14 protein-coding genes are annotated in these 12,688 nt (G+C 74.2%); 5 read left to right on the top strand and 9 right to left on the bottom strand.

The window, feature by feature from the left end:
* Nucleotides 1-10: 10 nt before the first annotated feature.
* Nucleotides 11-1,078, top strand: a complete 1,068-nt coding sequence (locus HYQ63_RS03305; protein WP_179932423.1) for a phosphatidylinositol-specific phospholipase C domain-containing protein — start codon at nucleotides 11-13, stop codon at nucleotides 1,076-1,078.
* Nucleotide 1,079: 1 nt separating this feature from the next.
* Here HYQ63_RS03305 and HYQ63_RS03300 read toward each other — a convergent pair whose 3' ends face one another.
* Together HYQ63_RS03300 and HYQ63_RS03295 are read right to left on the bottom strand one after the other, a co-directional pair.
* Nucleotides 1,080-1,316 carry a dodecin gene (locus HYQ63_RS03300; RefSeq protein ID WP_179932422.1) on the bottom strand — a complete coding sequence of 79 codons (237 nt, stop codon included), beginning with the start codon at nucleotides 1,314-1,316 and terminating at the stop codon, nucleotides 1,080-1,082.
* A gap of 105 nt (nucleotides 1,317-1,421) precedes the next feature.
* A complete protein-coding gene (locus tag HYQ63_RS03295; RefSeq protein WP_179932421.1) occupies nucleotides 1,422-1,883 on the bottom strand; it encodes a universal stress protein in 462 nt (153 codons plus the stop codon).
* Between the two features lie 108 nt (nucleotides 1,884-1,991).
* On the opposite strand from HYQ63_RS03295, the gene HYQ63_RS03290 reads away from it, so the two are divergent.
* The gene (locus HYQ63_RS03290; protein ID WP_179932420.1) at nucleotides 1,992-2,843 is read left to right on the top strand and encodes a metallophosphoesterase; all 852 of its coding nucleotides are present in this window, start codon (nucleotides 1,992-1,994) and stop codon (nucleotides 2,841-2,843) included.
* 78 nt (nucleotides 2,844-2,921) lie between these two features.
* Here HYQ63_RS03290 and HYQ63_RS03285 read toward each other — a convergent pair whose 3' ends face one another.
* The 4 genes from HYQ63_RS03285 to HYQ63_RS03275 form a co-directional block, all read right to left on the bottom strand.
* Entirely contained in the window at nucleotides 2,922-3,542 is a 621-nt protein-coding gene (locus tag HYQ63_RS03285; protein WP_218929541.1) for an MFS transporter, read from the bottom strand.
* 10 nt (nucleotides 3,543-3,552) lie between these two features.
* Nucleotides 3,553-4,323, bottom strand: a complete 771-nt coding sequence (locus HYQ63_RS03280) for a DUF4239 domain-containing protein (protein ID WP_179932419.1) — start codon at nucleotides 4,321-4,323, stop codon at nucleotides 3,553-3,555.
* Nucleotides 4,324-4,372: 49 nt separating this feature from the next.
* Nucleotides 4,373-4,504, bottom strand: a complete 132-nt coding sequence (locus tag HYQ63_RS44310) for a hypothetical protein (protein WP_257231571.1) — start codon at nucleotides 4,502-4,504, stop codon at nucleotides 4,373-4,375.
* Between the two features lie 786 nt (nucleotides 4,505-5,290).
* Nucleotides 5,291-6,946: an acyl-CoA dehydrogenase family protein gene (locus tag HYQ63_RS03275; RefSeq protein ID WP_179932418.1), complete on the bottom strand. Its 1,656-nt coding sequence runs from the start codon at nucleotides 6,944-6,946 to the stop codon at nucleotides 5,291-5,293.
* A gap of 136 nt (nucleotides 6,947-7,082) precedes the next feature.
* Between HYQ63_RS03275 and HYQ63_RS03270 the strand changes: the two genes are divergently transcribed.
* Nucleotides 7,083-7,820: a PaaX family transcriptional regulator C-terminal domain-containing protein gene (locus tag HYQ63_RS03270; RefSeq protein WP_179932417.1), complete on the top strand. Its 738-nt coding sequence runs from the start codon at nucleotides 7,083-7,085 to the stop codon at nucleotides 7,818-7,820.
* Between the two features lie 49 nt (nucleotides 7,821-7,869).
* On the opposite strand, the gene HYQ63_RS03265 is transcribed toward HYQ63_RS03270, so the two are convergent.
* From HYQ63_RS03265 to HYQ63_RS03255, 3 genes are all read right to left on the bottom strand, one after another.
* The gene (locus tag HYQ63_RS03265; protein WP_179932416.1) at nucleotides 7,870-8,874 is read right to left on the bottom strand and encodes a LacI family DNA-binding transcriptional regulator; all 1,005 of its coding nucleotides are present in this window, start codon (nucleotides 8,872-8,874) and stop codon (nucleotides 7,870-7,872) included.
* Nucleotides 8,875-8,972: 98 nt separating this feature from the next.
* Complete coding sequence (locus tag HYQ63_RS03260; protein ID WP_179932415.1) at nucleotides 8,973-9,953, bottom strand: acyl-CoA dehydrogenase family protein; 981 nt, start codon at nucleotides 9,951-9,953, stop codon at nucleotides 8,973-8,975.
* 46 nt (nucleotides 9,954-9,999) lie between these two features.
* Nucleotides 10,000-11,157 carry an acyl-CoA dehydrogenase family protein gene (locus HYQ63_RS03255; RefSeq protein ID WP_179932414.1) on the bottom strand — a complete coding sequence of 386 codons (1,158 nt, stop codon included), beginning with the start codon at nucleotides 11,155-11,157 and terminating at the stop codon, nucleotides 10,000-10,002.
* 54 nt (nucleotides 11,158-11,211) lie between these two features.
* On the opposite strand from HYQ63_RS03255, the gene HYQ63_RS03250 reads away from it, so the two are divergent.
* Together HYQ63_RS03250 and HYQ63_RS03245 are read left to right on the top strand one after the other, a co-directional pair.
* Nucleotides 11,212-12,000 (top strand): SDR family oxidoreductase, encoded by a 789-nt coding sequence (locus HYQ63_RS03250; protein WP_179939695.1) that lies wholly within the window; start codon nucleotides 11,212-11,214, stop codon nucleotides 11,998-12,000.
* Between the two features lie 60 nt (nucleotides 12,001-12,060).
* A complete protein-coding gene (locus tag HYQ63_RS03245) occupies nucleotides 12,061-12,684 on the top strand; it encodes a TetR/AcrR family transcriptional regulator (protein ID WP_373689019.1) in 624 nt (207 codons plus the stop codon).
* Nucleotides 12,685-12,688: the final 4 nt, after the last annotated feature.

Raw genomic sequence — 12,688 nt, 5'->3', positions numbered from 1 at the left:
GTGGGGGCAGATGGGCAACTCGGGGGAATCCGCGTCCGGCAGGGCGCGGCACACGCGCACGGTGGCGGTCGCCGCGGCGGCCGCCGCACTGTGTCTGACGGCGGCGGAGGGCGCGAGCCCGGCCGCCGCGGCCGAGCCGTCGTACGCCGCCACCACGGGCGTGGGCGTGCACAACGCGTACGAGAAGGCCAAGTACCCGTACTTCGCGGATGCGCTGGACTCCGGCGCCTCCCTGCTCGAACTCGACGTGTGGACCAACGCGTTCGGCTCCGGGTGGCGGGTCTCGCACGGCAACCCGCTCGGCAACGACAACAACTGCGAGAACGCCGCCACCCCGGCCGAACTGCGCACCAAGGCCCGCAACCAGAGCCTGGCGGGCTGCCTCGCCGACATGAGGGCCTGGCACGACGCCCACCCCGGCCACCGTCCCATCGTCATCAAGACCGAGCTGAAGGACGGCTTCTACGACAAGAGCGGCCGCGGCCCCGACGACCTCGACGCGCTCCTGGCCGGCACGCTCGGCGACGCGCTGCTGCGCCCCGCCGACGTGGTGGGCGACCACACCGACCTGGACCAGGCGGTACGGGCCGGGGCCTGGCCGACCCGGTCCGCGCTCGCGGGCAAGTTCATCGTCGAGCTGATCCCGGGAACCGTCGAGGAGAACAACCCGCTCGACACCCTGTGGACCGACCGCGAGTACGCCACCCACCTGCGCGACCTCGCCGCCGCCGGACAGCTCCGCCGGGCGGCCGCCTTCCCCGCCGTCCACACCGCCGCCTCCGGCGACCCGCGCACCCGCTACCAGGACGCGGCGATCCGCCCGTGGTTCGTGTTCTTCGACGGCGACGCCTCCGCGTACGTCACCCGGAACATCGACACCGCCTGGTACGACACCCACCACTACGTCCTGACCATGACGGACGCGCAGAACGTCGCGCCCGCCATCGACGGCACCCGCCCCACCGAGGCCCAGGCCCGGGCACGGGTGAACGACCTCGCCGCACGGCACGCCAGCTTCGCAACCGCCGACTGGTACCCGCTGCCGTCCGTGCTGTCCGCCGTCGTCCCCCGTGGCTGAATCAGCCGGGCAGATCACCGGAGCCGGAGTCGGTGTCCTCCAGCCGGAATCCGACCTTCAGCCCCACCTGGTAGTGCGCGATCCGGCCGTTCTCGATGTGCCCGCGGACGGCTCCGACCTCGAACCAGTCCAGATTGCGCAGCGTCTTCGAGGCACGGCTGATCCCGCTGCGGATCGCGTCGTCGACGCTCTCGGTGGACGAGCCGACGATCTCCGTCACCCGGTAGGTATGGGACATGGCAGTCTCCCCCCGTCCTGGGGCGGTCCGATTGCTCCTCTCCCCACGGTGCCTCACCCCGCCCCGGTCCGCGAGCCGGAGGCGGGGGGTGTCCTGCCCGGTGCGTCACGGCACCACCGTGACCGGCCAGCGGCCCGCCTTGACCAGCCGGACCGCCACCGAGCCGACGATGCGGTGCCCCGCCTGCTCGGACGCGCCGACCACCACCGCGTCGGCCTTCAGCTCGTCCGCCGCCGTCACCAGGCCGTTGTACGGATCGCCGCGGAAGGTATGGAACTCCCAGCGCACCTCGAAGGCCCCGCGCAGCCGCTCGGTCGCCTCCCGCATCTCCCGCAGCAGCTCCTCGGCCACCTCACCCGTGGTGTCCGCCACGGAGGCGCCCAGTGCCGCGCCGGCCACCATCACGGGCTGCACGTACACCACGGCGAGCAGCGCGTTCTGGCGTCGGGCCAGCCCCGCGGCGTACGCGGCGGCACGCCAGGACGACTCGGAGCCGTCCAAGCCGACCACGATAACCTTCGGACCGTCAGTTCCGCGCTCGAAGGACGCGGGAAGTTTGTCCACCACATCTGCGAGGCTAGCGCCAGAGGCGAACCGGTGATCATCCGGTCCGTCCCGCGGCGTGACGACGCCGCGAGCGCAAACATGACCGCCGACCGTATGACAGGAGAAACAATGGGCGGCACGCACCGGGGCGAACTACTCGCCATCAGTGACCTGCACGTGGCCTACGAGGAGAACCGGGCGATCGTGGAGCGGCTGCGGCCCGGCTCCGAGGACGACTGGCTGATCGTCGCCGGGGACGTCGGCGAGGTCTTCGCCGACATCGAATGGGCACTGGGGCTGCTGAGCGAGCGCTTCGCCAAGGTCATCTGGTCGCCGGGCAACCATGAGCTGTGGACCCACCCCAAGGACCCGGTGGAGGCCCGGGGCGTGGCGCGCTACGAGGCGCTGGTGGAGATGTGCCGCAGCAAGGGCATCGTCACGCCCGAGGACCCGTTCCCGGTGTGGGAGGGCATCGGCGGGCCGCTCACCATCGCCCCGCTGTTCCTGCTCTACGACTACACCTTCCGCCTCGACGGCCTCACCACCAAGGAAGCCGCCCTCGCCCACGCCCACGACGAGGGCGTCGTCTGCACCGACGAGCACTTCCTGCACCCCGACCCCTACCCGACCCGCGACGCCTGGTGCCGCGCCCGGGTCGCCGAGACCGAGGCCCGGCTCGCCGCCTGCGACCCCGCGCTGAAGACGGTGCTCATCAACCACTGGCCGATGACCCGGCTGCCCACCCGCGTGCTGCGCTACCCCGACTTCGCCCTGTGGTGCGGCACCGAGCTGACCGCGGACTGGCACGTCCGGTTCCGCGCCGAGACCGTGGTCTACGGCCATCTGCACATTCCGCGGACCACGGTCGAGGACGGGGTGAAGTTCCAGGAGGTCTCGGTCGGCTACCCGCGCGAGTGGAAGGCCCACGGCCGGCTGCCCGAGGACCCGCTGCGCCGGGTGCTCCCGGTGCCGGTGTCCTGACCCGAGCCGCTCCGCCCGCGGCTGTGCCGGGGCTCGGGCCCGGCGCGGGCGCGGGCCGCCGCGGCCGGGCGAGCGGCCTCAGCTCGCCGGCGCGGTGGCGTCGGCCGGCGTCTGCTCCGGCTCGGGCTCACCGGGGGCCTTGGGCGTGCGCAGAACGAGGGCCGCCACGAGCACCCCCACTCCGACGAAGGCAGCGCTGATGCCGTACGAGAGCTGGAAGCCTCCGGTGAGTGCCTCCGCCTGGCTCTTGTGTTCCTCGAGGAGCGTCGCGGTCCGGGAGGCGGCCACCGTGGCCAGCACGGCGGTGCCGATCGAGGCGCCGACCTGCTGGGTGGTGTTGACCAGGCCCGAGGCGATACCCGCGTCGGTGGGGGAGTCGACCGACATGGCCTGCCCCATCAGGGCGGGCATGGCGGCACCGAAACCGAGGCCGAGCAGGACGAAGGGCGGCACGATGTCGACGGCGTAGTTCCCGTCGCTCGGCACCCGGGCCAGCAGAGCGAGCGCGATCGCGACCAGCAGCAGACCGGCGACGAGCACGGTACGGGCGCCGAACCGCTTGTTCAGCTTCACCGCGAAGCCCAGCGACACCACGGCCCGTGAGGCGATCGCGCACTCACGCGAGGCGTACGACGACGAGCACGGCCGTCCGTCCGACGCGGAGCCGGGCGCCGGGCACTGACCGGCCGGCCCGGCCACACGCCCGGGATCAGGCGCCTCCCCGGACGCCGGGGAACAGATCGGTGAACGGTGTGGTCGCCTCGCCGACCGTCCGCCCGAAGGGCTCGTCGAAGTCCCACACCAGGTAGAGCAGGAAGATGATGAGGGCGGTGAACATCACTGCCAGCATCAGCTCCCGTGGCGAGCGGCGGATCTGGAGGGTGAAGACCAGCCCGATCACCAGCGCCGCGCCGAACAGCAGCCCGACCCAGACCACTTCGGGCATCGTCGGCCCCGCGCTCTGCTGGCGGGCGCCCCGCGCGTCGTCGACGGCGGCGACCTGGTCCACGATCGGCTGGTACGCCTGCGCCTGGAGGTCGGTCCGCGGCTTGGCCATGGTGACGTCGTGCCGCAGCCTGGCCAGCAGATCGGTGCCCCGGTCGGTGAGTTCGCCCTTGTCGACCATCACCTTCCACTCCCGGGACACCACATGGCGCACATACGCGTCGACGTCGTCGCGGATGCGGTCGCGCACCGGCTGGGGGTAGACGCTCACCCGCTCGGACACCTCGTGCAGCGCCTGCGCCTCGGTCCGCACCCCGTCCTGGGCGGCGCCGCGGGCCTCCCAGACCCCGGCGATGGCCAGGCCCAGCACGATCGCGTAGACCACGCCGATCATCATGATCATGTAGTCGAGGACGTCGGGGGTCTCGCTCGGATCGTCGTCGTCGCCCAGCCGCCGGGCGTTGAGGATCGCGAGGACGACGACGGCCGTGCAGATCCCGGCCATCAGAAGAAGCAGGATCAGCCATTCGGGCATGGGTAACCTCCGGTACGGATCGGCCGGGACGGCCGGCGGTGTGTGCGGGTCAGCCGCGGCGCCCGCCGCGCGAGCCGGAGCGCGAACGGGGGCGGAGGGCGGCGGCCGCGAGGACCGCGGGCGCGGTGAGCAGCAGGGTGAACGTGACCAACGAGGTTCCGCCGTCGGGTTCGTGGCGCACGGGCTTGTGATACGCGTGCACCTCGACGCGGCGGGTCTCGCTCGGCGCGGGAGCCGGCTCGGGGGGCGGTGCCGGAGGTTCGGGCGGCCGGGTCGGCGGAGCGACCGGGCGCGGTGGCGCGGGGCGTCGCACGGACGGTGCGGGCGCGGGCGCGGGCCCCGCCGACTGGGTGGGTGCGGGGGTGCGCGTCGGAGTGGGGCTCGGCGCCGGAGTGGCCGAAGGCGGCGCGCTGGGCGTGGGCGTGGGCGTCGGCGCGGGGGTCGGCGTCGGTGAAGGCGTCGGCGACGGGGTGGGGCTGGGCGTCGGCGTGGGTGTGGGGCTGGGCGTCGGCGTGGGTTTGGGCGGCGTGGGGCTGGGCGTGGGCGTAGGCGTCGGCTTGGGCGGCGGGCACCAGCCGTACCGGAACCCGAGCCAGCCCCGCCGCGCCGCCACCGACGCCCTGACGCACAGACAGAAGCCCGGGCCGATCTGGACCCGCACCCGCAGCCTCAGCCTCGTGCGCGGTCCATGGTCCGCATCCCCGTCCCCCGTCCCCGCCCCGCTCCGGGCGTCGATCGTCCGCCGCGGGGCGGCGGTTTCGGCCGCCCGGCCGTCACCACCCCCGTCGGCCAAGGCTGTCGCCCCCGTCGAGGCGAGCAGCAGGGCCGTGGTCAGGACCCCCGCACGCCATGCGCGATGCCATCGATTCACGAGGAGATGTTCGGCCGAACAGGTCGCCGCCAGCCGTATGTGCCCAACTATTCGCCCGAATAGGGGAAAAGATGTGGAGGTTTCGGTGAGTGAGGTTTACGCCCGCAGATCCTTGGGGCGGGCCCGGTCCAGGATCGGGCCGGTGTCCGTCCCGGGCGGCAGGGTGCCGAACGCATGTCCCCAGTCCCCGTCCAGCCGGGAGGCGCAGAACGCGTCGGCGACCGCCGGGTGGCTGTACCGCACCAGCAGGCTGCCCTGGAGGACCAGGGTCATCTGCTCGGCGAGGCGGCGCGCGAGGACCTGGGCCCGCTCCGGATCGGCGAGCTGCGGCAGCAGCGCGCGCAGCCGGGCGGCGGCCGCGTCCAGCCGGGCGTCGGCCCCGGCGGCGGCGTCCACCTCGGCGAGGACGGCGTCCAGCGCGCCCGTCTCCCGGCCGAGCGCGCGCAGCACGTCGAGGGCGGCGACGTTCCCCGAGCCCTCCCAGATCGACTGGAGCGGCGCCTCCCGGTACAGCCGCGGCATGCCGGAGTCCTCCACATAGCCGTTTCCGCCCAGGCACTCCAGGGCCTCGGCGGCGTGGGTGGCGCCGCGCTTGCACACCCAGTACTTGCTGACCGCGAGCCCCAGCCGGCGCAGCGCCGCCTCACCCGCGTCCCCGGCCTCGGCACGGTCCAGCGCCGCCGCCAGCCGCATCGCGAGCGTGGTGGCCGCCTCCGACTCGACCGCCAGATCGGCCAGCACGTTGCGCATCAGCGGCTGGTCGATCAGCTCGGCGCCGAAGGCCCGGCGGTGCTCGCAGTGGTGCAGCGCCTGCCGCAGCCCGGCGCGCATGCCCGCCGCCGAGCCGATCACGCAGTCCAGCCGGGTCACGTTGACCATCTCGACGATCGTCCGCACCCCGCGCCCCGGTTCGCCGATCCGCCAGGCCACGGCGCGGTCGTACTCGACCTCGGAGGAGGCGTTCGAGCGGTTCCCGAGCTTGTTCTTGAGCCGCTGGAGGTACAGGGCGTTGCGGGTGCCGTCCGGCAGGACGCGCGGCACCAGGAAGCAGGTCAGCCCCTCGGGGGCCTGCGCCAGCGTCAGGAACACATCGCTCATCGGCGCGGACGTGAACCACTTGTGGCCGGTGAGCAGGTAGGTGCCGTCGTCCGCCGAGGACGGCACGGCCTCGGTGGTGTTGGCGCGTACGTCCGAGCCGCCCTGCTTCTCCGTCATCGACATGCCCGCGATCAGCCCGCGCTTGGTGAGCGGGGCGCGCAGCCCGAAGTCGTAGGTGCGGGCGGTCAGCAGCGGCTCGTACGCGGCGGCCAGCTCCGGTTCGGCGCGCAGCGCCGGGATCGCGGCGTACGTCATGGAAATCGGGCAGCCGTGGCCGGGCTCGGCCTGGGCGAAGGCGTAGAACGTGGCCGCGCGCGCCAGGTGCCGCCCGGGGCGGGTCTCGGCCCAGGCCGCCGCGTGCTGGCCGCTCTCCACGGCGGCGGTCATCAGCTGGTGGTAGGCGGGGTGGTACTCGACCTCGTCAATGCGATGGCCGTAGCGGTCATGGGTGTGCAGCACCGGATGGTGCTCCTCCGCCATCCGCGCCCAGTCCTGGACCTCGGCGGAACCGGCCCGCGCGCCCACCTCCCGCACCCGGGACTCGGCCCATTCGGCGCCGTCCCGGTGCAGGGCCTCCAGCAGGGCGGGGTCGTCGGCCGTGGTGAAACCGGCGAGGGGCGGAGCCTGGTTGAGGACTTCGTGCGTCGCGCTCATGGCAAGCGTCTCCTGGGGTTGCCTCGGGGGGCCTGGCCGGGTTCTCAGCGCCTGTCGGTCCTTACAGTTTCAGTATGCGTGATGGGAAACTGTAATGGTAGGTGGGAGACGGTGATGGATAGGGTTCCGCACAGTTATGGACGACACCGGAACGCTCACGCTGCGCCCCCTGACGGCGCGCTCGATCGTGCTCAGCACCCTGCTGGGCCACCATCCGCCGCAGCTGCCCGCCCGCGCGCTCGTCCGCGTCGGCGCACTGTTCGGCACGGCCGAGGGGACGGTCCGGGTCGCTCTCACCCGGATGGTGGCCGCCGGTGACCTCGAACAGCGCGGCGGCGCCTACCGGCTCACCGACCGGCTGCTCGCCCGCCAGGCCCGCCAGGACGACAGCCGGGCGCCGGGCACCCGGCGCTGGGACGGCACCTGGGAGATCGCCGTCGTCACCCCCGACCGCCGCCCCGCCCCCGAGCGCGCCGCGCTCCGCCAGGCGATGGCCGCACTGCGGCTCGCCGAACTCCGCGAGGGCACCTGGCTGCGCCCCGCCAACCTCGTACGCCCCCGCCCGCCCGTGGTCGCCGAGCAGTGCGGCTGCTTCACCGCCACCCCCGAGGACGACCCCGCCGCCCTCGCGGCCCGGCTCTGGGACCTGCCGGACTGGGCCGACCGCGCCCACCGCCTGGTCGAGGCCCTGGACGCGGCGCGGAGCCCGGCCGACGGCTTCACGGTGGCGGCGGCGGTGCTGCGGCATCTGCTGACGGACCCGGTGCTGCCGGACGAACTGCTGCCGCCGGGGTGGCCGGGCGCCGAGCTGCGGGCGCGGTACGACGCGTTCGAGACGGAGTTCCGCGGGCTGCTGCGCCAGTACACGACGTAGTGGCGACCCTGTTCACGCCGAGCAGCCCTTTTGACGCCGAGCCGCCCCGTTACGCCGAGCCGCGCAGCACCAGTTCCACGTCCAGCACCACCGCCGGTTCGATCGCCTCCCCGCCCGCCAGCCGCAGCAGCTGACGCGCCAGCCGCCGCCCGATCTCCGCGATCGGCTGCCGCACCGTCGTCAGCGGCGGGTCCGCGTAGCGCGCCGCCTGTACGTCGTCGAAGCCCACCACCGCCACGTCCTCCGGCACCCGCCGCCCGGCCTGGCGCAGGGCCCGCAGCACCCCGAGGCCCATGAGGTCGGAGGCCACGAAGACGGCGTCCAGCTCCGGCTCCCGCCCCAGCAGCTCCCGCATCGCGACCGCGCCCGACTCCTGCGTGAAGTCCCCGGCCGCCACCACCGCTTCCCGCCCGGCCTCCTTGAGCGCCGTCCGGTAGCCGGTCAGCCGGTCGATGCCCGCGACCATGTCCTGCGGGCCCGCGACCGTGACGACGCGGGTGCGGCCGGAGCCGAGCAGATGCCGTACGGCGAGGGCCGCGCCCCCGGCGTTGTCGACGCCCACGTACGGCAGCGCCGTCGGTCCCAGCAGCCGTTCGTTGCAGACCACCGGAATGCCCATGCGGGCCAGCGCGGCGGGCAGCGGGTCGGCGCCGTGCACGGAGGCGACCATGACCCCGTCGACGTGGCGTGCCAGGGCGAAGCGCTCGATGCGGTCCCGGCTGGCGGGGGAGCGGGCCATCATCAGCACCAGCTGCTTGTCCGCGTCCTCCAGTTCCTGGCCGACCCCGCGCACCACTCCGGGGAAGAACTGGTCGTCCGAGAAGACCCGGCCCGGCTCCTCGGGCAGGACGAGCGCGAAGGAGTCGGTGCGCTGGGTGACCAGGCTGCGGGCCGCCTGGTTGGGGACGTACCCCAGCTCCTCGATGGCCCGCAGCACCGCCGCCCGGCTGTCCTCGGCGACCCTGGTCGAGCCGTTGACGACGCGGGAGACCGTGGCACGCGAGACGCCCGCGTGCAGGGCCACGCTCTCCAGGGTGGGCCGGGGCCGGTGCATCCGGGCATACCTCGCTGTTCGCCTCGCCGCCGCTGCTCGTCGGTACAGCATGGCCCGGTGCGCGCCCCCTTGTCAGGACGCGAGTGTGACGCGGGGGGTCAGGACGCGAGCACGCGGGCGCGGCAGACCGAGGGCGAGCCCCAGGCGCCCCGCAGGGCGCGGGCCTTGCGGATCCACAGCGACAGGTCGTACTCGTCCGTGTAGCCGATCGCGCCGTGCAGCTGGAGGGCGGTGCGCGCGGCCGCGTACGCCGCGTCGCCCGCCGCCACCTTGGCGGCGGCGACCTCGGCCCGGGCCCCCGGTCCGCCCGCCGCGAGCGCGACCGCGGCCCCGTGGAGCAGCGGGCGGGCGAACTCGAGCCCGATGAGCACATCCGCCAACTGGTGCTGCACCGCCTGGAACGAGCCGATCGCGCGCCCGAACTGGGTGCGCTGTTTGACGTACGCCACGGTCCGGTCCAGCAGCGCCAGCCCGACACCCAGGGACTGCGCGGCCGTGGCGAACGTGGCCCAGTCCGCGGCGCGCTCGGCGGCCGCGGCGACGGCCGCGCCCCGGGCGAGGGGCTCGCCCCCGGGCAGCGGCGGGGCGAGCCTGCGGGCGGGGTCGAGGGAGGCCCGCACCGGGCCGTGCCCCGGGGCCAGCCACAGCTCCTCGCCGCGGACGGCGAGGACGGTGTCGGCGGCGTCCGCGTCCAGGGCGTACGGACCGCCGTCGGCCATCGCCACGGTGACCATGGCCCGCCCGGAGGCGATCGGGGGCAGCCGGTCCCCGGCCGCGGGCGACGCCGCCAGCAGCACCGCCGCCGCGGCCGTCTCGGCCCAGGGCCCCGGCACGGCGTGCCGCCCCAGCTCGACGCAGGCCACGGCCAGCTCCACCGGCAGCGGGCCCACCCCCTCGTACGCCTCCGGCACGGCGAGCGCGGTCACCCCGGCCTCGGCGAGCCGCCCCCACAGCGCCCGGCCGGGCGCGTGCTCCCCGCGCGCCCACGCGCGGGCCGCGCCGGGGGTGTCCGCGGCGCCGAGCATCCGGTCGAGGGTGCGGCCGAACTCGCTCTGCGCCTGGTCCAGCAGGAATCTCATGCGCGGTCGCCTTTCGTCGCGGTCTCGCCGTATCCGTCGGGGCCGCTCACCGCCTGCCCTTCGGCAGGCCCAGCAGCCGCTCCGCCACGATGTCCCGCTGGATCTCGTTCGTCCCGGCGTAGATCGGCCCCGCCAGCGCGAAGACATAGCCCTCCGCCCAGCCGTCCTCCGCCAGCTCACCGCCCGGCCCCAGCAGATCCAGGGCCGTTTCGTGGAGGCTGATGTCCAGCTCCGACCAGAAGACCTTGTTGAGGCTCGACTCGGCCCCGAGCCGCTCCCCGGCGGCCAGGCGCGAGGCGCCCGCGTAGGCGAAGAGTTCATACGCGCGGGCGCGGATCACGGCGTCGGCCACCCGGTCCCGCAGGGCCGCGCACGCCTCGTCCCCGGCGGCGGCGCGCGTCCGCCACAGGGCGGCCAGGCGGCGGGCGGCGGCCGTGTAGCGGCCGGGGCTGCGGAGGGTCAGCCCGCGCTCGTTGCCCGCGGTGCTCATCGCGACCCGCCAGCCCTGCCCCGGCTCGCCGATGACGTCCTCGTCGGGCACGAACACCTCGTCCAGGAAGAGTTCGGCGAAGGCGGGCTTCCCGTCGAGGCGGCCGATGGGGCGTACGGTCACGCCCGGCGCGTCCAGGGGGAACATCAGGTACGTCAGCCCGCGGTGGGGCGGTGCCCCGGGCTCCCGGTGGCTGCGGAACAGCCCGAAGGCCCGGTCGGCGAAGGCCGCCCGGGAGGACCAGGTCTTCTGGCCGGACAGCAGCCAGCCGCCGTCCGTGCGCCGGGCGGTGGAGCGCAGGGAGGCGAGGTCGGAGCCCGCCTCCGGCTCGGACCAGGCCTGCGCCCAGACCACCTCGCCGCGCGCCATCGGAGGCAGGATCCTGGCCCGCTGTTCGGCGGTGCCGTGGTCGAAGAGGGTGGGGGCGAGCAGGCTGATGCCGTTCTGGCTCACCCGGCCGGGCGCGCCCGCCGCGTAGTACTCCTCCTCGAACAGCAGCCACTCCAGCACCGACGCGCCCCGCCCGCCGTACTCCTCGGGCCAGGTCACCGCCGACCAGCGGCCGGACGCCAGGGTTCGCTCCCAGGCGCGGTGGGCGGCGAACCCCTCGGCGGTCTCCAGGGACGGCAGCGGGGCGGCGGGCACATGGGCCGCGAGCCACCGCCGGGCCCCGTCCCGGAACGCCTCCTGCCGCTCGGTCAGGTCGAGATCCATCGGGCCCCGGGCTCCTTCCCTAACAAGTGTTTGGTAGGTTACCGTGGCGCCGTGATGGACAACAAGCCGTCGTACGTCCCCGGCCACGGCCTGCTCACCGGCCGCACGGCCGTCATCACGGCCGCGGCGGGCGCCGGGATCGGCGGCGCCACGGCCCGCCGGTTCCTGGAGGAGGGCGCCCGGATCGTCATCGGTGACGCCCACGCACGCCGCCTCGACGAGACGGCCGCCGCCCTCGCCGGGGAATTCGGAGCGGACCGCGTCGCCGGGCTGACCTGCGACGTCACCGACGAGGACGCGGTGGCGGCGCTCTTCGACCTCGCCGAGGAACACCACGGACGGCTGGATGTCGTGGTCAACAACGCCGGTCTCGGCGGCACCGCCGAACTCACCGAGATGACCGACGACCAGTGGCACAAGGTCATCGACGTCACCCTGGGCGGCACCTTCCGCTGCACCCGCGCCGCCCTCCGCCGCATGAAGGCCCACGCCCCCCACGGCGCCGCGATTGTCAACAACGCCTCGGTCGTCGGCTGGCGCGCCCAGGCCGGACAGGCCCACTACGCCGCCGCCAAGGCCGGGGTCATGGCGCTCACCCGCTGCGCCGCCGTCGAGGCCGCCGCGTACGGGGTGCGGGTCAACGCCGTATCGCCGAGCCTCGCCATGCATCCGCACCTGGTGAAGGTCACCACGCCCGAACTGCTGGCGGAGCTGACCGAGCGCGAGGCGTTCGGCCGGTACGCCGAGCCGTGGGAGGTCGCCAACGTCATCGTCTTCCTGGCCAGCGGCTACGCGTCGTACATGACGGGCGAGACGGTCTCCGTCAGCAGTCGGCACCCATGAGCCCGGCCGCCGTCAGCCCGCCGCCCAGGAGCCCGGCACCCGTGAGGCGAGAATGGGAACGTGCCGAAAATCAGCGGGAACAGCAAGAAGACCACCGTGAGCCCGTCCCCCGACCGGCGCCGCGAACTGCTCTCGACGGCGGCCGAGGTGTTCGCCGCCCAGGGCTACAACGCGACCACCGTCCGCCGGATCGCGGACGAGGCGGGGATGCTCGCGGGCAGCCTGTACTACCACTTCGACTCCAAGGAGTCGATGGTCGACGAGATCCTCTCCACCTTCCTCGACGAGCTGTGGGCGGGGTACGACGAGGTGCTGCGGGCCGGGCTCGGCCCCAGGGAGACCATCGAGGCGCTCGTCACCGAATCCTTCCGGGAGATCGACCGGCACCGGGCCGCGGTCGCGATCTACCAGAAGGAGTCCCGGCAGCTCGCCGCCCTGCCCCGCTTCGGCTACCTCACCGACTCGCAGCGCAGGTTCGAACGGGCCTGGCTGGGCACACTGGAGCGGGGCGTGGCCGACGGGGTGTTCCGCGCCGACCTCGACACCCGGCTGGCGTACCGCTTCCTGCGCGACACCGTCTGGGTCGCCGCGTCCTGGTACCGGCCCGGCGGACAGCACAGCCCCGAGGAGATCGCCCGCCAGTACGTGTCGATGGTCCTGGACGGCGTCACCCCCCGACCCTGATCCG

Origin of the sequence: Streptomyces sp. Rer75 (genome assembly GCF_013414305.1) — a bacterium.
GTDB lineage: Bacteria > Actinomycetota > Actinomycetes > Streptomycetales > Streptomycetaceae > Streptomyces > Streptomyces himastatinicus.
The sequence above is the reverse complement of the archived record's forward strand: the minus strand, read 5'-3'. Positions and strand labels throughout refer to the sequence as shown.